Raw genomic sequence first — 21,173 nt, forward strand, 5'->3', positions numbered from 1 at the left:
TTGTCATGCCTGCGAGCGGACCAACGCTCCCCGGGTCGGATCGTCCCACTCGGGCCGGACCCTCCAGCCGCGGGGCCAGATCCGGCGAGCGCCGTCCCCGGACCTGGCCAAGTCCACGTCGTCGAGATGGAGTACGCGCGCACCGCGTAGTCCGGCGTCGTTCGTGAATGTCGCCCCGTCGAACCGCGCATCCCTGGTAAAGACCGCGTGGTAGAACTTGACGCCGCGGCTGAACGTCGCACCGGTGAAACCGGCTGTGCCGGCGAATTCCGCGTCGGCGAATCCGGCGACGCCGTTGAACTCGACCTCCGCGAATCTGGCGAGACGGGCGAAGGTCGTCCGGCCGAACCGGGCATCTCCGTTGAACGTGGCCCGGCCGAACAATGCGTCCGCCGACAAGGTGGCGTTGCGGAACAAGGCACCTTTTTCGAACACCGCTCGATCGAATCGCGCATCGCCGAGGAAAGTGGCCTGGGTGAAGTTGGTGTCTTCATCAAAAACAGCTCCGACACAATGCGCTCCGCCTTGGAAGGCGACATCGTCGAAGTAGGCCGCACGCTTGAACTCAGCCTCCGCGAAAAGCGCATTGCCGTCGAAATTCGCCCGGGTGAAACGAGCGTCACCCCGAAAGACTGTTCGCGCGAACGAGGTACTGCCGGCGAAGGTCGCGCCGTCGAACCGGGCGGCGGCGACCTCGGCGTCCTGGAAGGTCCAGTCGATGAGCGTTGCGCCGATCAGGTCGAGGCTGATCCCCGGCCAGAATCTCTCGTCCGGCGCACCCTTGATGTTGTGCGCGGTCTTGCGCGGGGTCCCGACGAGTGGCCGGAGATGCGCGGCGAGGAGTTGCTGGGCGATCAGCCGCACCTGTAGCTCCTGCCGGTCGCCCGGGCTCGAGTCTTCGGACAATGTGGCGAACGGCATGCGGAGATAACCACAGAGAACCTCCGAAACAGATGGTCGGCGTTCGGGATTGTCCTGCGCCAGCTGCACGAGCGAATACATGGCTCCCAGTCGGACCGGAGCGTGCTCGTCGCCGAGCCGGTCGACAGCCTTGATGAAGAATTCGTTGATCTGTTCCGCCTGCTCGAGGGAGTAGGTGCGGTCATGTTCCAAGCGGTTGTATCGGAAAGTTCGGTAGGTCACGAGGGCGCCGCTCGCGACGGCAATTCCCACGAAGGCCTGAACCAGCGTCGTGCGTACGTCGTTCTTGGCTTTGAGGACCTGCTCAGCGGTCAGATCGGCCTGGGGGAAGCGGGTGAACAGCCAGGGGCCGATCACGATCACGAACACCAGGAGAGCCGCGACGACGAGCCCGCCGAGCGTCAGCAGTGCGGGCACCGCGACCTTCCGTAGCTGGAGCCGTTCCATCGCTCCATGAGACAGTGCCTGTTCGCTGCCGCCTACCGGGTTCCCGACAGGGGCGCTGACGCAGGGTTTCCTTGTCGGTGATCGCATGACGCATGTTCCGGCGCAGAACACGATCTCCGAGACAGGGGCCAGTGCCGGAACGCTGGGCGTTTTGTGTTGTCGGACCGTCGCCCGCGGCGTCTACTCATCGCCGCGCTTCTATCTTTTACCGGGAGTCCGTCATGGGAATGATCTCCGCCGCCCGGGGGCGCCACCGCGCCCGGCGGCTCGCCGGGGTGCTGGCAGCGTCGGCCAACGGGCTGTGCGTCAGCAACAAGGACGGCTCGACGGCCGGCAACAACCCGGTGGTGCAGGAGACCTGCGCCACCATCTCCCGCATGCAGTGGTCCTTCACCGCCGTCAGCGCGCCGGGCCGGTGGTCTCATACCGCGGACGGCTTTGCCCAGGTTACGACCGATGGCGCGAGCGGGACGACGGTCACGTTCACGGACGTCAACGACGGTTACATCGACAGCCGGATCGACACCATCAACGTCACGGTGTCCTGGAACAAGATGGGCAACCACAACAAGACGTTCGGCATCGGCTGGACCACCAACGTGACGGCCCGGATGACGATCCACCACAACCACATCTTCAACAGCACGCAACGCAATCCGAGCGCGGACAACCTGCAGTACTGCCACCTCTACAACAACTACCTGCAGAACGTGACCAGCTACGGCAACTACGCCCGGGGCGCGACGAAGATGGTCATCGAGAACGGCTACTTCGACAAGGTGAACAACCCGTACTACCCCGACACCGCCACCGGCGCGCAGCTGCGTCAGAGCGGCAGCACCGTGGTCAACTCCACGGGCCGGCAGGAGACGTCCGGGTCGGCGTTCACCCCGGGCAGCTTCTATTCGTACACCCTCGACCCGACCGCGAACGTGCCCAGCCTGGTCTCGACCTCCTCCGGTCCCCGGGCCGACATCGTCATGTGACGGAGGCCCGGCCGCGCCCCCTTCCCGGGGCGCGGCGGGTGGGGCCTTCGAGTTTTCTCGCAGGCTTGCTTCGATCATCGGTGGCGGGCTATGCAAGGGGCGACCCTGGGGGGAGCCGCCGCCATGGAGAATGCGCCGACCACCACCGAGCCGCTGCTCGAGGCGGAGGGCCTGCGCAAGAGCTTCGGCCCGCGACCGGTCGTCGACGACGTCTCGCTGAGCGTCGATGCGGGACAGGTGCTGGCCGTCGTGGGCGGCGGAGGCGCGGGCAAGTCCACGCTGCTCGACCTGCTCAGCGGCGCGGCGGCTCCGGACACGGGCACGGTGTGGCTGGACGGGGAAGATGTGACGCGGCTGGGGGTGGACGAGCGGCGCCGGCGGGGCGTCGGGCGTACCCGGCAGGTGCCCCGGCCCCTCGCCGGGGTGACCGTCTTTGAGAGCGTGCTCGCCGCCGCGGCCGGGTTGCGGGGTCACCGCGCGCAGGCCGCGGCGGCCGGGGCGCTGGAACGGGCCGGGATCCGGCGCTGCGCCGGGGAGCCCGCCGGGCGGCTGCCGCCGCTGGACCGGCGGCGGCTCGAGCTGGCCCGCGCCCTCGCCGCCGGGCCGCGGGTGCTGCTGCTCGACGGGATCGCCGGCGGGCTGACCGGGGCCGAGGGGCGGATCCTGCTCAACACGGTGTCCCGGCTGCGCTCCGACGGGCTCGCGGTCGTCTGGGCCGGACGCACCGCGCCCGCGGCCGCCGACGCGTGGTTGTCGCTCGGCGGCGCGGGCGGCCCGGGCGACGGGCCCCGGTCAGCTCCAGCGCCGGATGAGGGCGGCCTGCCCGGCCGGTGAGCCGTCGTCGCGGGTGAGGTTCCAGAGCGTGACGTCCTCGATCCAGAAGACGCGGCCGTCCTTCGCGACCCGCCGGCCCCGGTAGTGCTCGGCGTAGCCCTGCCGCGCGACCGTGTCCAGGAACTCCTGCCGGGATCCTCGATCCTCGTCACCCGCGCTCAGCCGGGACGGCAGGCCCACGAACTCGTCCCAGTCGTATCCGAAGAGCCGCTGCGCCGCCCGGTTGGCGTAGGTGAACAGCGGGTCGGCGGACGTGTCGTGGGCCAGCAGGGCGGACGGGGCGTCGTACAGCCAGGGGGTCTTGTCCTGTCCGGCCGGGACCAGCGGCCGGCCGAGCAGGGCCGCGTAGCTGCGGTCGAGCAGGTCCGCGAAGGCGGCGTCGCGCGTCACTGCACGAAGATGTCGACCGAGGGCCGCATCCGGGCGCAGATCGCCAGCACCTCATGGATCGGGTGCTCCTCGAACGCCTCGATCAGGGTCGTGTCCAGCACCGCGGTCTTGTGATCCACCGCCGGGTACGCCGTCTGCGTCAGCAGGTAGTCGAAGCGCGGCGCCCATTTCCGGGAGCCGAGGCGCGCGGTCGTCGAGCAGTTGTCCACCATGAACGAAACGCCACGAGCGTGCATGTACGGGTTGAGCGAATCCGTCGCTTCGATCACCGACTCGTTCGCGATCTCCGAGTACGGGTGTCCCTGCTCGACGAACGTGTCGATCTGCCCCATCATGACGCCGCAGAACGTCCCGGCCGTGAACGGATCCAGGGGCAGCGTGGCATCGTCCCGGGTCTGCCGCGCCACCGCGCCCGCCCGCCACATGTCGCCCTGGTCGATCTTGCCCATCGGGAACCGGGCGAGCCGCTCGCCGGCCAGGATCACGCTGCGGATCTCGTTGCCCGACGCGACCTCGTCGTAGATCTCGTGGGTCAGCTCGAGCCCGACCGGATACGCGGCCGCGTACGCCTTGGCGAACGTCTCCCGGTCGTCGCCGCCGAACGCCCGGAAGAGTCCGATCAGGCCCTCCTTGGACACGATCCGGGAGATCGGCCCGGTCACGCAGTCCACCGAGCGCCGGTAGGCGGCGGTCTCGTCCAGCCCCTGGTCGCGCAGCCGCCGGTAGAGCGACTCGACGATCCCGTGCACCCCGCCGAGCAGGATCGACCGCTCGCCGGTCAGGTCGGACAGGTACTCCGAGCGCAGCGTCGTGCGGAAGGTGTACGGCGCCCCGAGCCCCACCGACCAGCCCAGCGCCCGCTCGACCGCCCGGCCGCTGACGTCCTGGTGCACCGCGAAGCTGGCGTTGATCCCGGCGCCGTTGGTCTCCGCGCCCTGCAGGTAGAGCGCGCGCACCGAGGCGCCCATCCCCTTGGGACACACCGCGACGACGTCGATCCCCTCGGGGAAGCCGCTGCCCTGCTGATCGAGATAGCCGAGCAGGAACCCGTGCGACAGTCCGAGCGTGGCCCCCGGCCGCAGCGCCGCGAAGATCTCCTCGTGCAGCGCGACCTGGGCGGCGTCGGAGATCAGCAGCAGCACCATGTCGGAGGCCCGGATCACCTCGAACATCTCGCCCAGGGTCCCGTCGGCCTCGGTGAAGCCGGCGGCCCGCGCGGCCTCGAACGACGAGGAGCCGTCCCGCAGCCCGACCACGACCTTCACCCGGCCGCCCAGCGAGTCCCGCAGGTTCTGCGCCTGCGCGGAGCCCTGCGGCCCCCACCCGACGACGGCGATCTGGTTCAGCCCCGCGAAGGCTTGCGGCAGCCGCTCGAAGAGGTCGCGCCCGCCGACGACGATCCCCTCCCGCGTCCCGTTGAGGTCGATGTACTCCTTGTCGAAGACGGTCGTCTCGAAGTCCAGCTCTTGTGTCGTCACAGCCATGCCGCAGATCCCACCGGCCGGGCCCCGCGAGCGGAACATGGACACGCCCGAATGCCCGCATCGCCCTCCGAGTCTGCCCGAAACGGTCAGGCGCAGGCGATGCAGTGGCGGGCGAAGGGCCGGATCTCGAGGCGCTCGGCGCCGATCGGGCGGCCGCAGCGTTCGCACACGCCGTAGGTGCCCGCGTCGACCCGGCGCAGGGCGTCGTCCACCTCGGCGACCCGCTGCCGGGCAGCGGCCAGCAGCGCCGTCAGCTGGGCCCGCTCGTAGCCGACGGTCGCGCCCTCGGGGTCGTGCTCGTCGTCGGCGTTGGAGTCGCGGGACGCCGCGAAGAGTGCCCGCAGGTCGCGGTCGAGCTCGGCGGCCTCGGCCTCCGCGGTCGCGCGCCGGCGCAGCAGCTCGTCCCGGATCATGCCTCGAGGGTAAGCCGCGTCAGGGCGTCGCGACCGGCCAGCGCAGCCGGTCGTGGGGCAGGCCGGCGGCGGTCAGCTGCCGGGCCAGCGCCGGCGTGGCCGCGTGCACGAACACCGCGACCTGATGATCGTCGCCCAGGCGGCAGGTGGCGGCCAGCGTGCCCGCGTTGATCGGGTCGAGGGCGGCGACGTCGTGCAGGTCGAGCACCAGCCGCAGCGGGCGGATCGTGCGGACCGCGTGCACGAGCGTGATGCGCAGATCGACCGCGTCGTCGGCGCCCAGGGCGCCGTGGGGCTGGACGACCAGGGTGCCGTCCGAAGTGGTTGCGACGTCGACCAGGGTCGCGGCCATCAGCACGTCCTCCGTAACCCGCTGTTGGGTGCGCAGACAGCCTAGAAACCCCGCCCCGCAACGTCGAGCCGGCCCGGAAGAATTCACCTCGTCACGGCGCGGTAACGCCTCAGGCGACGGTCTCCATGGTGGGGGAGTCGACGCGCTGGACCTGGGCGGTGCGGGAGAGGCGGAGCCAGACCACGAAGCCCCAGATCACGAACGCGGCGTAGACCGCGTAGAGGATCGCGGACGGGTAGTAGCGGAAGTGCAGCAGCTCCGGCACGCCGACCAGGTCGACGGCGATCCAGCAGAGCCAGAACTCGACCCAGCCGCGGGCCATCGCGTAGGTGGCGAGGATCGAGCCGACGAAGATCCAGGAGTCGGCGAGGTAGTACCACCACGGGACCGGGAAACCGGCGCCGATCGCGCGGAAGATCAGGAAGCAGAGCGCCACCGCGACCAGGGCGACCGGGATGCCGATCGCGCGCTGGCGGGCCGTCGCCCAGTGCGGGACGACCGCGGTGCCGCCGGTCGCTTGCTTGTTGCGCCGCCAGGCCCACCAGCCGTACACGCTGGTGATGACGAAGAAGACCTGGCGCGACGCCTGCCCGTACAGGGGAGTGCCCTGGTCGTTGCCGAGGGCCTGGCCCAGGAAGACGGTGAACAGCAGCACGTTGCCGACGATGCCGACCGGCCAGGCCCAGGCGTTGCGGCGCAGGCCGAACAGCGCCGAGCCGAGACCGAAGGCGTTGCCGACGATCTCGCGCCAGTAGATCGCCTGGGTGTCGGTCACCTGCCACTGGGCGTCGTAGAACGAGGTCAGCAGGTTGTCGATCATCGGGTCCACCTCCACGCGGAAGGTGCACGCCGGGGACAGACCGCGCACGGTACGACCAGCGAGCGCGCCGCCTCCCTTCCGGACTTTCACCGTCGGTCCCGGAATTGCACCGGGTCAACCGGCCGCCGGCTGCGGTCGGGTCGCGGACTGTCACCGCCGGTTCGGACTTGCACCGACCCCGGGACGCGCTCGAAACTTGTTGCCAGAGCAAATACTAGACCCGGAATGCCTGGTCCGGGCGGGGAGCGACGAAGGACACAGGCTCAACGACCCGCCCGGAGCCGGGTGACGCTTCGGCCGGAGGGCGTGCGCTGATCGGACAATCCGGCGCCCGGGCGTTGCCACGGCGGACCCCCACGGGTCAGCATCGACCGGTGCCGCAGACCCCTGAGACCGGCCCCGGCGAGCTGAGCGGCCGGCTGGTCGGCCGTTCGTACGTGCTCATCTGCCCGGTCGGCCGCGGCGCCACGGGCACGGTCTGGCGCGGCCTGGAGAGCGCCACCGGCGACCCGGTCGCCGTCAAGCTCATGCATGAGGGGCTGCTCGCTCAGCCGTCGATGGTCACCCGCTTCGTGCAGGAGCGCACGATCCTCAAGCGGGTCCGGCACGAGCACGTGGTCGGCGTCCGCGACCTGTTCAGCGTGGGGGATTCGCTCGGCCTGGCCATGGAGTACGCCGACGGCGGCAGCCTGCGCGACAAGCTGCGCCGCGACGGGACGTTGCCGCCCGCCGAGGCCGCCCGCCTGCTGGCCCAGGCGGCGGCCGCCCTGCGTGTGGCGCACGAGCTCGGCGTCGTGCACCGCGACATCAAGCCGGACAACATCCTGCTGTCGGCGCGCGGCGACGTACGGCTCTCCGACTTCGGCATCGCCCGGGTCCTCGACGAGCCGGGTGTGACCTCCGGGCGCACCGTCGTCGGCACCCCGCACTACATGGCGCCCGAGGCGATCAGCGGCGGCGAGGCTCACCCGGCGGTCGACGTGTACGCCGTCGGCATCGTCCTCTTCGAGCTGGTCACCGGGCGCACGCCCTTCACCGGGGAGCCCTTCGCGGTGCTGCAGAGCCACCTCGACCACCGGCCGCGCCGCCCGGCCGGCCTGGACGACGAGCTGTGGGCCGTGATCGCCCGCTGCCTGGAGAAGGACCCGCGGCGCCGGCCGGACGCGCAGACGTTGCACCAGGCGCTGCTCCGGCTCGCCGCCCGGCTCGAGGGTGTCCCGCGGCTCCCGGCCCCGGCGGCCCCGCCGCTGCGGGTGACGCCGCCGCCCGTGCCCCGGCAGAAGCCCCGGCGCCCGCCGAACCGCGCCCGCGACTGGGCGTTCGGCCGCAAGCCGCTCGCCCTGCTGCTGCTCGTGGCGCTGTCCGCCACGGCGGTGTCCGCCGCCGTGGGTCCGGTCCGCGTGGACCGTGCTCAGGTACGCCAAGCCGCGTAATTCGACGGCGTTACCGGCACATTTCGTCCGGGCTCTTGAGTGAGGCATCGCACGCCATCTATGGTTGGCGCTCGTCCAGCCCTTTTCCGCTGCCTCCCTGCCCACCCCGTAGTCGAAGCGCTTCGACGGCTCCCACCTGCACCTGCGTGGAGCGTGTCCGGCGCGCGAGCGAGGACGAAGGACCATGCGAAAAGTCGAATTCCGGCGCGCTCTCGCCGCCGTCGCCCTGTTGCTTCTCACCCTGGCCGCCGTGCCCGGCCGGGCCTTGGCCGCCGAGCCCGCCCCGCCGTTCCGCGACCCGTCGCTGCCCCTGGAGACCCGCGTCGCCGACCTGGTCGACCGGCTCACCCTCGACGAGAAGATCTCGCTGCTGCACCAGTACCAGCCGGCCATCCCGCGGCTGGGCATCAAGCTCTTCAAGGCCGGCACCGAGGCCCTGCACGGCATCGCGTGGTCGAACGACGTCGACCACAACGGCGACGTCGTCACCGCCACCGGCACCGTCTTCCCGCAGCCGGTCGGCCTGGCCAGCACCTGGGATCCGGAGCTGCTCGAACGGGTCGGCAACGCCGTCGGCGACGAGGCCCGCGGCTACAACAAGATCAATGACCGGGTGTGGGGGCTCAACCTGTGGGCGCCCGTGGTCAACCTGCTGCGCGACCCGCGCTGGGGACGCAACGAGGAGGGCTACTCCGAGGACCCGTTCCTGACCGGGGAGATCTCGACCGCGTACGGCACCGGGCTCACCGGCGGCGACCCCGGCCACCTCAAGACCGCGCCGACCCTCAAGCACTATCTCGCGTACAACAACGAGGCCCGCCGCGACGTGAGCTCCTCCAACCTGCCGCAGCGTGTCCTCAACGAGTACGACCGCGCGGCCTTCAAGCCGGCTCTGGAAGCGGATGCCGCCACGGGCGTGATGGCGTCGTACAACCTGGTCAACGGTCGTCCCGCCACCGTGGATCCCGACCTCGCCACGATAGAGAGGAGCTGGAGCGACTATCCGCTGTTCAACGTCACCGACGCCTACGCGCCTTACAATCTGACCGGCTCGCAGCAGTACTACGCGACCCAGGCCGAGGCGAGCGCCGCGATCATCAAGGCCGGCCTCGACAGCTTCACCGTGGACAACACCGACGGCGGCCCCACGATCGCGTCGGTCAAGGCGGCACTCGCGCAGGGGCTGCTCACCGAGCGGGACATCGACCGGGCCGCCGGGCACGCGCTGAGCATCCGGTTCCGGCTGGGCGAGTTCGATCCGGACGGGGGCCCGTACGCGGGAATCGGTCCCGAGGTCGTCAACAGCCCCGCGCACCAGCGCCTCGCCCGCGAGACCGCCGCCGAGGCCGCGGTCCTGCTCAAGAACCAGAAGCAGGCGCTGCCGCTCAAGCCGGGCGGGAAGGTCGCGGTGGTCGGGCCGCTGTCCGACACCCTTTACAACGATTGGTACGGCGGGAAGCTCCCGTACCAGGTCACAGTGGCCGACGGCATCCGCGAGCGCGCCTCGGCCGTCACCCAGAGCGAAGGCTCGGACCGTATCGCCCTCAAGGACGTCACCACCGGCCGGTACGTGACCGCGGGCGGCACCACCGACACGACGCCCGTGACGGTCACCGGCACCGGCGCCACCGCGAACGCGCAGTTCGACGTGGTCGACTGGGGCCAGGACGTCGTCACGTTGCGCAATGTGGGCACCGGGCGGTACCTGGGCTCGGGCGGCGGCGGCTTCGTCACCCGCGACGAGCAGCCCTCCGGCTGGTACGTCCAGCAGCAGTTCAAGATCGAGGCGCAGGGCGACGGCACGGTCGTCCTCCGCTATGCCGGCTACGAGACCAGTGAGAGCTGGTTCGGATCCAACGTCTATCTGACCGTGTCCGCCGACGGCCGGCTGGTGCTCGGCTCGCCCGACGCCGCCGGGGCCGCCCACTTCACTCGCGAGGTGCTCGTGGACGGCATCGCCCAGGCCGTCGCCGCCGCGAAGGCCGCCGACAACGCCGTGGTCGTCGTCGGCAGCATGCCCTTCATCAACGGCCGCGAGATCAAGGACCGCACCAGCACGGCCCTCGCCGCCGGGCAGAGCGAGCTGGTCAAGGCGGTGCTGCGGGCCAACCCGCGGACGACCGTGGTGTTGCAGACCAGCTACCCCGACAGCATCACGTGGGAGCAGGACCACGTCCCGGCCATCCTGTGGACCACCCACGCCGGCGCCGAGACCGGGCACGCCGTCGCCGACGTCCTCTACGGCAAGGTCAACCCCTCCGGCAAGGTCACCCAGACCTGGTACCGCTCCGACGACCAGCTGCCGCCCGACCTGTACGAGTACGACATCATCGGCAGCAAGCAGACGTACCTGTACTCGACCGCCAAGCCGTTGTATCCCTTCGGCCACGGGTTGTCGTACACGTCCTTCAAGTACTCGAACCTGAAGGTGCGCGGCACCAAGGTCAGTGTCGACGTCACCAACAAGGGCAAGGTCGCCGGCGACGAGGTCGTCCAGCTCTACACGCACCAGCGCACCTCGCGCGACGTGCAGCCGGTCAAGGAGCTGCGCGCCTTCGACAAGGTGCACGTGGCGCCGGGCCGCACGAAGACCGTGACGCTGTCCTTCGACCGCGCCGACCTCGCCCACTGGGACGTGACCCGGCAGCGCTGGGTCGTCGAGACGGCCACCCACGACGTGCTCGTCGGCTCGTCGTCGGCGGACATCCGGGTGCGCGGCTCGCTGGCCGTGCGGGGCGAGACGATCCCGCCGCGGGACCTGACGCGATCGACGCGGGCGGAGGCCTTCGACACGTACGCCGGGGTCCGTCTCGTGGACGAGACCAAGGCGCGCGGCACGGCCGTCGGGTCCACGGCGGACGGTCAGTGGGTCGGATACCGGGACGCCCGCTTCGGACGCACGTTCACCGCGTCCGTGGCCAAGGAGTCGGCGGGCACCGGGACGATCCAGATCCGGCGCGGGTCGCCGACCGGGCCGGTGCTGGGCACGGTGACGGTTCCGAGCACCGGGAGCCGGTACGCGTACACCTCGGTCACCGCGCCGGTGGCCCGTGGGTCCGGCGACCTGTACCTGCTGCTGAGCAACGGCATCCGCATCGCCGACTTCCGGATCCAGTGACATGAGGACGTCATCCACGATGCCGGTCACTCGCCGGGTGCTCCTCACGCTGCTGACCGCCGTCCTCGTCGCGTCCGGGCTGGGTCACCCCGCCCGGGCCGGCGCGGCCCCGGCCGCTGAGGCGAAGGCGGCCGCGCCTTCTCGCGTCTCCTACGATGCGCATTCGCTCACGGTGGACGGTGAGCGGGTGTTCGTTCGCGCAGCCGAGTTCCACTACTTCCGGCTGCCGAGCCCGGCGCTGTGGCGCGACATCCTCGAGAAGTACAAGGCGGCCGGCTTCAACACCGTCTCGCTCTACTTCAGCTGGGCGTATCACTCGCCGAAGCGCGGCGTGTACGACTTCACCGGTGTGCGTGACGTCGACAAGCTGCTGCGTACGGCGGAGGACCTGGGGTTGTGGGTCGTCGCCCGGCCGGGGCCCTACATCAATGCCGAGACCAGCGGGGGTGGCTTCCCCGCGTGGCTCAAGCGGGTGCCGGGGCGGGCGCGCAGCAGTGAGGCCGGCTACACCGCGGCCTATCGGGAGTGGCTCGCGCACATCAATCCGATCCTTGCCCGGCACCAGGTGGACCGGGGCGGGAGCGTGCTGCTCTACAACGTCGAGAACGAGTACCAGGCGAACACCGACGCGCAGTACATGCAGGACCTGCAGGACACCGCGCGGGCGGACGGCATCACCGTGCCGATCACCACGAACGTCTGCTGCGACGCGGCGTCGTGGGCGTCGACGTGGGGATCCGGGCTGGGCGCCGTGCAGATTCCGGGCGTGGACGACTATCCGCAGACGTTCGACTGCGCTTCTTACGAAACGGTGTGGGGCGACTGGGGTGAGGGGGTCACCGAGCGGATCCGGCCCGACGCCCCGGGATACGCGGCGGAATATCAGGCCGGCGCGATCGACCTCGACAACGCCGGGTACGAGGCCTGCCGGAAGCTGACCGGCGTGCCGTACATGAAGTACTTCCAGAAGAACAATCTCGTGCAGAGCGGATCCACGCTGCTGAGCTACTACATGGGCTTCGGCGGCACGAACTGGGGCTGGCTCGGGCAGCCGAACGACGTCTACACCAGCTACGACTACGGCGCCGCGATCACCGAGGCGCGACAGCTGACCGCCAAGTACGACGAGTTCAAGCGGCAGAACTACTTCCAGCGCGCCGTCACCCCGCTGACGTCCACGGACGCCGCCCCCGGACCGGCGTCGAGCAATGCGGCGTTGTCCACCGCGGCGCGGGTCAACACCGCGGAGGGTACGCAGATCGTTCTCCTGCGGCACACGGATCGCGCGGCTGTCTCGGACGACCGCGCGACGCTGGACTGGGCGACGCCGGACGGCCGCTACCAGGTGCCCGTGCGCCTGATCGGCCGGGACGCGAAGCTGTTCCTCGCCGGGTACGACCTCGGCGGCCAGCGGCTCGTCTACTCCACGTCGGAGCTGCTGACCCACGAGCCGATCGGCGGCCGGGACGTGGCCGTGCTCTACGGCACCGGCGGCACAGCGGGCGAGACCGTGCTGCGCTATTCGTCGCGCCCGAAGGTCACCGTCCTCGACGGCAAGGTCGCGTCGTCGTTCTCGGGCGGCGATCTGCGCCTCTCCTACACCCACCAGGGTCTCGCCCGGGTCCTGATCACCGGGGGCGGGCGCCGGCCGTTGCTGCTGATGCTCGGCACCGACGCCTCGGCGGCCACCTTCTGGCGGGCCGACACGGCGTCCGGTCCGGTCCTGGTGCGGGGGACCGACCTTCTGCGTTCGGCGTCTTCCCGGGGGTCGTCGCTGTCCCTGCGGGCCGACACCGCGACGGCGGGACCGATCGAGATCTGGTCCGGCACCGCGGGCGGCGCTCAACCTAGCCTCCTAGGAAGCCAAGGCCGGGCGACCACGGTCACCGTCAACGGGCTGCGCGTCAACACCAATGCCACGGCCAGTGGATCGGTTGTCGGGCGTCTGCCGGGTCCGGCCAAGGTCAGGCTGCCGCAGCTCAGCGGGTGGCAGGGGAAGGCCGAAGCACCGGAGGCCAAGCCGGGGTTCGACGACGCGCGCTGGCGGGTCGCGGACGCGGGGCTGCCGTCCGACGACTACGGGTTCCACAGCGGCGCGGTCTGGTATCGGGGCCGGTTCACCGCCACCGGGGCCGAGACCTCGATCGACCTGAACGCGATCACCGGGCGCCGCGGCGTCTACCTCGTGTGGCTCGACGGGCGCTATCTCGGCTCGGCGGCGGGCGGGACCCAGGCCGACTCGGACGCGCCGATCAATCCGGATCCGGGGCCGGGACATTTCGCCGTACCCCCGGGGGTCCTGAAAGGTGGGCAGCAGGCGGTCGTGTCCGTGCTCGTGCAGAACATGGGCAACAACGACGACTGGACGGCCGACGACAACCGCTTCCGGCAGCCGCGCGGGCTCGTGCGGGCGTCGATCGCGGGCGGCGGCGACGTGACCTGGCGGATCCAGGGCGCGCGGGGCGGCGAGGACCTGCCCGATCCGGTGCGGGGGCCGCTCAACCTGGGCGGGCTCTACGGCGAGCGGGCCGGCTGGACGCTGCCGGGGCACGTCGCCTGGCCGCGGGCACAGTGGGCGGCGCCGGCCGGGGTGACCTGGTTCCGCACCGAGTTCGCGCTCGACCTGCCGCGCGCGCAGGACACGTCGTTGGCGCTGCGGTTCCCGGGCACGCCGCCGGCCGGGCAGCGGGTGCAACTGTTCCTCAACGGCTGGAACCTGGGGCACTACGGCGGGCAGATCGGGCCGCAGACCGACTTCGTCCTGCCCGCCGGCGTGCTGAAGGAACACGGGTCCAACACCCTCGCGCTGAGCGTGGTCGCCACGGCCCCCGGGACGGTCACGCCGCCCGTCCTGGTGACCGCGGGCACACAGCGTGGCGGCCCGGGGTTGGTCCCGTGAATCAGACGGCCTGCGGCGGGCCCAGCTTCCGCCTCGCTGCGCGGGGCGAAACCTGGACTCCGCCTCGGCGACGCCTGATCCGCGGGACCAACCCCGGCAGAGAATCGTTAGGATCCCGATGAGCGACGGGGCGCGTGCCGGTTCCGGCACGTCCGACGGGCTCGGCGGGGGAGGGGCGATGGCGACGATCAGCGATGTCGCCCGGGCGGCCGGGGTCTCGATGAGCACGGTGTCGTACGTGCTCAGCGGCCGCCGCCCCATCTCGGCCGAGACCAGCGCCCGGGTCCGCGCCGCCATCGCCGACCTGGGCTACCACCCGCACGCCGGGGCGCGCGCCCTGGCCAGCAGCCGGACCAGTGTCCTGGCCCTCGTGGTGCCGCTGCGCGCCGACGTCAACGTGCCCGTGATCATGCAGTTCGTGACCGCGGTGGTGACGGCGGCGCGCGCGGTCAACCACGACGTGCTGCTGCTGACCAAGGACGAGGGCACCGCCGGTCTCGAGCGGGTCGCCGGCGCCACCATGGTCGACGCGCTGATCCTCATGGACGTCGAGGGCGACGACGTGCGCATCCCGGCGCTGGGCGGGCTCAAGCAGCCGTCCGTGCTGATCGGGCTGCCCGACGACGCGGCCGGGATCGCGTGCGTGGACCTGGACTTCGCGGCCACGGCGCGCGAGTGCCTGGCCCACCTGGCGGGTCACGGCCACCGCCGGGTCGCCCTGGTGGGACCGTCGCCGGCGGTCTACGAGCGCGGGACGACGTACGCGGGAAGGTTCCTGGGTGGTTTCACCAAGGCCGCGGAGGAGCTCGGCCTGGAGGCGGTGGCGCACTCGTGCGAGCCGGGCACGACCGGCGTGCGCGACTGCCTGGCCTGGATCGACACCGAGCAGCCGGGCACGACGGCGCTGGTGGTGCACAACGAGGAGGCGCTCGGGCCGCTGCTCGAGGAGCTGCGCGCCCGGGGCCGCCGGATCCCGGACGACCTGTCGATCGTGGCGGTGTGCCCGCGCGACGTGGCGGTGGCCAGCCCGGTCGCCCTGACCTCGGCCGACATCCCGGCGCACGAGGTCGGCACCCTCGCCGTGCAGACCGCGATGGATCTCCTCGACGGCCGTCCCGCGCCGGGCGCCCGCCTGCTGCCCCCCACCCTGGTCGAACGGGACAGCTGCGCGGCGCCCCGGCGACCTTGATCGTGGCGTGAGGACTCCGAGGGGGAACGGTGGACGGCGACGCGCTGGGGGAGCTCGAGCCGGGGCGGGTCGTCGGCCCGTGGCGGGTGGTGCGCAGAATCGGTGCCGGCAGCTGGAGCACCGTGTACGAGGCGCGGCGGGTGGACGGCGGCCGGCCGTACGCGGCAGCTCTGAAGGTGTTGCCCACCGGCACGCCGACGCGGCGGCAGCTGGAGCATCTGGCCGGGCTCGCCGACCGGGAGCTGCACGCGCATCGCCATCTGGCGCACCCGTTCCTGCTGGCGATCCACGGCTCGTGGGTGGTGGACGATCCGGCGAGTCCCGGCATCGACGGGGCCACCGTGCTGGCCACGGAGCTCGCTCTGGAGTCCGCCGCGGACGCGCTGGCGGCGGGGACCGGTGGGCTGGCCGGTGCGACCAGGATTCTCGCGGAGGTGACGGCCGGGCTGGCGTACCTGCACGAGGCGGGATGGGTGCACGGTGACCTGAAGCCGTCGAATGTGCTGCTCATGGCTGACGGCTCGGCCCGGCTCGGTGACTTCGGGTTGTCCGCCGAGCTGATCGGGACGCACGCTTTGCTGCCCCCGGCGGGCACGATGGACTTCGTCCCGCCCGAGCGGTGGGCGGAGGAGCTGCGTGACGGCAGTGTGCCGGTCCGCCAGACCGCTGACGTGTGGGCTCTCGGGGTGACGGCATGTCTGTTGCTGACCGGGGGTTATCCGTTCGCCGGCGTGACCGCGCGGGCGCGCGCCGCGGCGGCTGCGGCCTACGCGGACGGCCGGGCCGAGTTGCGTCTCCCGCCGGCGCTGAGCCCGGAGTGGCGGGAGTTCGTCGCCGGCTGCCTGTCTCCCGATCACGGGCGGCGGGCGGGCGTCACAGCCGCGAGCCTGGCCCGGCGGGCCCGGGAGCTGAGCGCTGTGCCGGCTCCGGGGCGACGGCGGCGCACTGTGATGACCCGCACGCTGGTCGCGGCCGCGGCGGTGCTCGCCACGGCGGCCGGGGCAGGGGTGCTGCTGGGCGCCGGCGGCCCGGGCGGAGCCCGCGATCCCGAGCCCGGCTATGAGCGGTATTTCCGGACCGATGCCGTGCCGGCCCGCTACCGCGACCTGATCGTGCGGGCGGGCACCCGGTGTCCCGATGACCCCGCTGTCACGCCGGTGCTGGTGGCTGCGATGCTCGAAGCCGAGACCGGGTTCGACCCCGATTACCGGGACCCGGTGGCCGACGAGTACGGCATCGCCCGGTGGACGCCGCGGGTGCTGCAGTACTACCTGCCGCCCGGGCAGCGGACGGTGACCCCGGAGCCGCCGTTCCCGCCGGAGATGTCCATCCCGCCGCTGGGCGACTACCTGTGCCGGGCCTCCGCCGCCGTCGAGGAGGTGCCCGGCGACCGGGAGGTGAATCTCGCGCTCGCCTTCCGCACTTCCGTGAGCAAGGTCCGGGCAGCCGGTGGTGTCCCGGCGGATCCCTCTCTGGCGGCCTATGCCGCGCGGTTGCGCTCGGCGCTCGCCACCTATCGCGCGGTGGATCCGGCACCCGCGCGCACCTGAGCGCCGGCCGGGCCGAGCAGGGCGAGATGCTCGGGACGCACGAGGTCGAACCGCAGGGCCAAGGAGATCAGGGCGGCCCGCTGCCAGTCCGCCTTGCCCGCCGGCGCAGGCGGCTTCACCCGCAGCTTGACCCGAGCCAGATAGTCGATGTGGAAGTTGACCGACGTCCGGGTCAGCCCAGCGGCACCGGGCGCGCCGGCCAGCCGGTCCAGGATCTCCGGCACCGTACGCACCACCGGGCTCGTGGTGTCGCGCAGGCGCGGTTCGCAGAGCGCGACGAGGACCAGGAAGTACTTGGCGTTCTCGTCGAGGGGGAACGCCGTGCGCGTGGGGTCGCCCGCCGGCTGGTGCGCCGAGCGCTCGGCGTACGCGTGCTGAGGCGCGAAGACGAGGAAGGCCGCCGGCCGGACTGTGCCCGGCACGACGACGCGCGCGAACTCGAACGGGACGGGCATGTCGAGCCGTAGCGGAGCGGCTTTGACGAACTCGCCCCCGCCTTCCGGGTTCTCCACGACGTAGGTGCTGCGGTGGCTGAGATTGGTCAGCAGCCAGTGGTCCTCCGTCGCGGTGACGGTGCCGGCCAGGCGGGAGACACCGGCGTCGGCGCCGGCGAGGACGATGTCGGCTCCCGCGTCACGCCCGAAGCGGGCGGTGGCGCCGACGGGCAGCTCGAGGGTCCGCGAGGGGGCGTCCGCCTGGACGACGATGCCGCGCCACGGCAGGGCAGTTGATCGCACCCATCGATTGTCGTGCGCGTACGGCCGGGGGTCCAGAGCGTCCGGTCCCTGCAAGCTTCCAGGATCGCGGCCGCATTCGCTCGTGTGAGCATCGTCGATGTCCGGACACGAAGAGAAATCTTTCGCTCACGAAACGGGGTCACTGTGACTCGACAACCTGTCCGCGTCGCGGTAGCGGCCGCCCTCGCCGCCACCGCGCTCGTCGCGCCCGCACCGGCTGCGGCCGCTCCTACGCCTGGTCCCGGGCACCACCCGGTGTCCCCGCCGGACCGGTCCCGGGCGAGCGCGTCAGTGGTGGACGGCCCGGGCCGGGGCGCCGCCACTGCCTCACCGCGCTCCCTCGGCACGGTGGCGCTGCCGGCCCAGGGTGGCCCGGCTGCCCGCATCGCCGCGGCGCCCGACGTTCCCAAGGGGACCGGCCCGGTGCGCAACGGCACCTTCTTCTCCGTCCCGCTCTCCGACACCCTGCTGGTGCAAGTGAACGTGGGCTCGGGCAACCTGCTGCTGCGCAGCCGGGATCTGACCCTGCCCGGCCTCGGCGACGACGTCGAGCTCGGAGCCACCTACAACAGCCTCCTGGCGGGCTCGGCCGCCGGCGCGGGCGCCTTCGGACCCGGCTGGAGCACCGGCACCGGTACCGACGAGCGGCTGATCGCCGCCGACGACGGCACCGTGACCTACCTGACCGGCGACGGCGTCGCCGGGGTGTTCACGCCGACCTCGTCGGGTGCCTCCACCTACACCAGCCCCGGCGAGTTCAAGGCGAAGCTCACCAAGGTCACCGGTACGGGCTGGACACTGCAGGAGAACGGCGGCCGGAAGCTGACCTTCACCACGGCCGGCCGACTCGACAAGTGGGCCGACCGCAACGGCAACACGACCGATCTCGAGCTGGGCGGCGACGGCCGGGAAACCGCGGTCGTGTCGACCCGGGGCGGCTCGGGCGCGCGCCGGGCCGCGGTGGAGTGGACAGGCGCCGGGCAACTGGCGGCGTACCGGCAGAGCGGTGACGACGGTACGACCAGGGCCGCCACCTACACGTACGCGGGCGGCCGGTTGAGCGGTATCACCCACCCCACGACCCGGGCGGCCCATTTCGGCTACAGCTCCGCGGGCGACCTGACCTCCATCACCCTGACCGCCGGGTGGGGCGGATCGCAGCGCACGACCGTCACCTACGACAGCGCCCACCGCGTGACCTCGCTGACCCGGGTGACCGATGCCGGCACCGGGGCGGGCGCCACCACCCGCTTCGCCTACCCCAGCGCCACCCAGAGCCTGGTCGCCGACGCCAACACCGACCTGTCGCTGCCGGTGACGTCCGTGGCCCGCACCACCTACACCGTGGACGCGTCGAAGCGGATCACCGCGGTGAAGGACCCCGCCGGCAACACCCGCAGCGCCACCTACACGCCCTTCCAGGACGTGCTCACCGCCACCTCGGCGGAGGGCGGGTCGGTGACCAACACCTACGGCGCCAACGGTGGCCAGTCGCTGACGGCGTCCTTCCCGTCGACCGGTGCGTCCGCCGGCGGCAGCACCGTCACCTACGGCAACGCGGGGACGACCACGAACCCCACGGCAGGGTTCCAGCGATCCGCCGACAAGGACCGGCAGGGCAACTCCTCGTCCTACACCTACAACGGCGCCGGTAACCGGCTCTCCGTCGCGGACGCCTCCGCCGCCACCCCGAAGGTGACCTACAACGCCGACGGGACGGTGGCCACCTCGACCGACCCGGCCAACGGCACCAACGCGACCCGTTATCAGGTGAACACGACCAGCAAGCAGGTCACCGGCATCACCCCGGTGACCGGCACCAGCCTGGGCGCGCGGGACTTCACGTACGACGCCTTCGGCCGGTTGCGCACCGCGAGCGACGGCGCCGGGCGCACCGTCACTTACGGGTACGACACCGACGATCGGCTGATCGACGTCGACTACTCCGACGGCACGGACGGTGTGGTGTTCGCCTACGATGCCTACGGCAATCTCTACCAGCGGGACGACGCGGCGGGCGTCGTGTATCTCGATCACGACCCGCTGAACCGGCTCACCCGCCGGGCCGCCACCACCGGCGGCGGTGATCTCGCGTACGGCTACGATCCGGTCGGCAATCTGACCTCACTGACCGACGGCCGCGGCACCACCACCTACTCCTACGACAGCCGCAACCTGCTGACGACCATGGAGACGGCCACCGGCGCGCGGTACGCCTTCGAGTACGACAAGGACGGGCGCCGGACCGCCACGTACTTCGACACCAACACCGCCAAGACGGCGTGGGCGGCCCGGACGGTCACCACCTACGACAAGACCGGCCGGCTGGGCCGCATCTCGACGGTCCGCGACTCGGGCGCGCAGACCACGGTGTCGGACGTGTCCACGTGCTACACCCCCTTCTCGTACAACGGCTCCTGCTCGGCGCCGGCCGCGGACCGCGACCTGGTGCAGTGGGACTACAACCATCTGACCGCCACCCGCTCCGACTTCACTTATGACAAGGGGAACCGGCTGACCGGCGCGACCAACTACGGGGGCGCGTCGTGGTCGTACACCTACGACGCGAACGGCTTCCGCCGTACCGTCGTGCGCAGCGGCACCACCACCCAGACCCTGACGCCCAACGCCGCCAACCAGGTCACCAACAGCGGCAACACGTTCGACGGCGCGGGCAACCAGCTTGCGGGCGCGGGTTCGGGCGGACCGGCGCTCGTCTGGAACGCCGCCGGGCAGATGGTCGAGGCGGGCGGCACCCCGTTCGTCTACGCGGGCCTGGGCCAGGACGAGTTCATCACGACCGCCACCGCCGACCTCGTCTACGGCCGCAGCGGCACGACAGGGCTGCCGTGGATCCAGTCCTACCGTCAGTACTACTCCGACGGTGACTACACCCAGGGTTACGTCGAGCGCGATCCCACCGGCCAGCCGCTCGGGCTCACGATCGACGGCGAGTCCTACTACCTGGTCACCGACCGGCAGGGCTCGGTCGTCGGCCTCGTCGACCGCGACGGCGCCGAGCAGGCCAAGTATGTCTACGACCCGTACGGCGGCCTGGTCAGCTCCTCGGGCGACCACGCCGAGGACAACCCGCTGCGCTACACCGGCGCCTTCCAGGACAACCTGTGGGGGCTCGGCACGCAGTTGACCAAGCTGGGGACGCGCTGGTACAACCCGTTCCAGGGCCGGTTCGTCCAGCAGGACCCGATCACGCGGCTGCTCGACCCGTCCGAGGGCAACCGCTATGCCTACGCCGCCGACAACCCGGTCAACTACGTCGACCCCACCGGCCGCGCGATCGCCAAGTGCGAGGCCTCGGAGAAGCTGGTCGGCTGGGGCGTCGGACTGGGTCTCGGTGTCATCGGCGGGGCGATCGGAAGCGCGGTGGGACCCGCGGGGACGATCGCGGGTGTCAGCGCCGGCGCCGCAGCCGGCGCGGTGATCGGCCAGCGGATCGGAGCGGGCTTCGGCGGCGCGGCGAAGGAGGCCTGCGTGCAGAACGCGTCAGGCCGTAAGAGCCTCGACCGGGGCAACGTCCTCGAGGAAGCGGTCTATGCCGCGGTCCCGGACATCCCCTTCCTCTAGGAGGAAAGCGCCGGT

15 protein-coding genes and 1 riboswitch are annotated in these 21,173 nt (G+C 71.5%); of the genes, 8 read left to right on the forward strand and 7 right to left on the reverse strand.

Going from position 1 to position 21,173, the window contains the following annotated elements:
- Positions 1-3: 3 nt before the first annotated feature.
- The gene (locus RAN62_RS04410) at positions 4-1,368 is read right to left on the reverse strand and encodes a pentapeptide repeat-containing protein (protein ID WP_305783155.1); all 1,365 of its coding nucleotides are present in this window, start codon (positions 1,366-1,368) and stop codon (positions 4-6) included.
- Between the two features lie 221 nt (positions 1,369-1,589).
- On the opposite strand from RAN62_RS04410, the gene RAN62_RS04415 reads away from it, so the two are divergent.
- Both RAN62_RS04415 and RAN62_RS04420 read left to right on the forward strand, forming a co-directional pair.
- Complete coding sequence (locus RAN62_RS04415; protein ID WP_305783156.1) at positions 1,590-2,354, forward strand: pectate lyase family protein; 765 nt, start codon at positions 1,590-1,592, stop codon at positions 2,352-2,354.
- A gap of 123 nt (positions 2,355-2,477) precedes the next feature.
- Positions 2,478-3,188, forward strand: a complete 711-nt coding sequence (locus RAN62_RS04420) for an ATP-binding cassette domain-containing protein (RefSeq protein ID WP_305783157.1) — start codon at positions 2,478-2,480, stop codon at positions 3,186-3,188.
- Here RAN62_RS04420 and RAN62_RS04425 read toward each other — a convergent pair.
- The 5 genes from RAN62_RS04425 to RAN62_RS04445 all read right to left on the reverse strand — a co-directional run bounded on the left by RAN62_RS04425 (position 3,147) and on the right by RAN62_RS04445 (position 6,647).
- A complete protein-coding gene (locus RAN62_RS04425; RefSeq protein WP_305783158.1) occupies positions 3,147-3,578 on the reverse strand; it encodes an MEKHLA domain-containing protein in 432 nt (143 codons plus the stop codon). The genes RAN62_RS04420 and RAN62_RS04425 overlap by 42 nt on opposite strands.
- Entirely contained in the window at positions 3,575-5,062 is a 1,488-nt protein-coding gene (locus RAN62_RS04430) for a hypothetical protein (protein ID WP_305783159.1), read from the reverse strand. Before RAN62_RS04430 ends, RAN62_RS04425 begins: the two co-directional genes overlap by 4 nt.
- Positions 5,063-5,148: 86 nt before the next feature.
- Positions 5,149-5,475, reverse strand: a complete 327-nt coding sequence (locus RAN62_RS04435; protein ID WP_305783160.1) for a TraR/DksA family transcriptional regulator — start codon at positions 5,473-5,475, stop codon at positions 5,149-5,151.
- 19 nt (positions 5,476-5,494) lie between these two features.
- Positions 5,495-5,827, reverse strand: coding sequence for an STAS domain-containing protein (locus RAN62_RS04440; RefSeq protein WP_305783161.1), 333 nt, complete (start codon positions 5,825-5,827; stop codon positions 5,495-5,497).
- A gap of 109 nt (positions 5,828-5,936) precedes the next feature.
- Positions 5,937-6,647, reverse strand: coding sequence for a nicotinamide mononucleotide transporter family protein (locus RAN62_RS04445; protein WP_305783162.1), 711 nt, complete (start codon positions 6,645-6,647; stop codon positions 5,937-5,939).
- 62 nt (positions 6,648-6,709) lie between these two features.
- Positions 6,710-6,838, reverse strand: a riboswitch (FMN riboswitch).
- A 183-nt stretch (positions 6,839-7,021) separates the two neighbouring features.
- On the opposite strand from RAN62_RS04445, the gene RAN62_RS04450 reads away from it, so the two are divergent.
- From RAN62_RS04450 to RAN62_RS04470, 5 genes are all read left to right on the forward strand, one after another.
- On the forward strand, positions 7,022-8,080 hold the full coding sequence (locus RAN62_RS04450) for a serine/threonine-protein kinase (RefSeq protein WP_305783163.1): 1,059 nt from the start codon (positions 7,022-7,024) through the stop codon (positions 8,078-8,080).
- 184 nt (positions 8,081-8,264) lie between these two features.
- Positions 8,265-11,198, forward strand: coding sequence for a glycoside hydrolase family 3 protein (locus RAN62_RS04455; protein WP_305783164.1), 2,934 nt, complete (start codon positions 8,265-8,267; stop codon positions 11,196-11,198).
- 19 nt (positions 11,199-11,217) lie between these two features.
- Positions 11,218-14,097: a beta-galactosidase gene (locus RAN62_RS04460; protein ID WP_305783165.1), complete on the forward strand. Its 2,880-nt coding sequence runs from the start codon at positions 11,218-11,220 to the stop codon at positions 14,095-14,097.
- Between the two features lie 178 nt (positions 14,098-14,275).
- Positions 14,276-15,286: a LacI family DNA-binding transcriptional regulator gene (locus tag RAN62_RS04465; protein ID WP_305783166.1), complete on the forward strand. Its 1,011-nt coding sequence runs from the start codon at positions 14,276-14,278 to the stop codon at positions 15,284-15,286.
- Between the two features lie 29 nt (positions 15,287-15,315).
- On the forward strand, positions 15,316-16,836 hold the full coding sequence (locus RAN62_RS04470; protein WP_305783167.1) for a protein kinase domain-containing protein: 1,521 nt from the start codon (positions 15,316-15,318) through the stop codon (positions 16,834-16,836).
- On the opposite strand, the gene RAN62_RS04475 is transcribed toward RAN62_RS04470, so the two are convergent.
- Positions 16,800-17,573, reverse strand: coding sequence for an FHA domain-containing protein (locus RAN62_RS04475; protein WP_305783168.1), 774 nt, complete (start codon positions 17,571-17,573; stop codon positions 16,800-16,802). The genes RAN62_RS04470 and RAN62_RS04475 overlap by 37 nt on opposite strands.
- A gap of 144 nt (positions 17,574-17,717) precedes the next feature.
- On the opposite strand from RAN62_RS04475, the gene RAN62_RS04480 reads away from it, so the two are divergent.
- On the forward strand, positions 17,718-21,158 hold the full coding sequence (locus RAN62_RS04480) for an RHS repeat domain-containing protein (protein ID WP_305783169.1): 3,441 nt from the start codon (positions 17,718-17,720) through the stop codon (positions 21,156-21,158).
- Positions 21,159-21,173 lie beyond the last annotated feature (15 nt).

The organism is Symbioplanes lichenis (assembly GCF_030709675.1).
In the GTDB taxonomy this organism is placed as follows: domain Bacteria; phylum Actinomycetota; class Actinomycetes; order Mycobacteriales; family Micromonosporaceae; genus Actinoplanes; species Actinoplanes lichenis.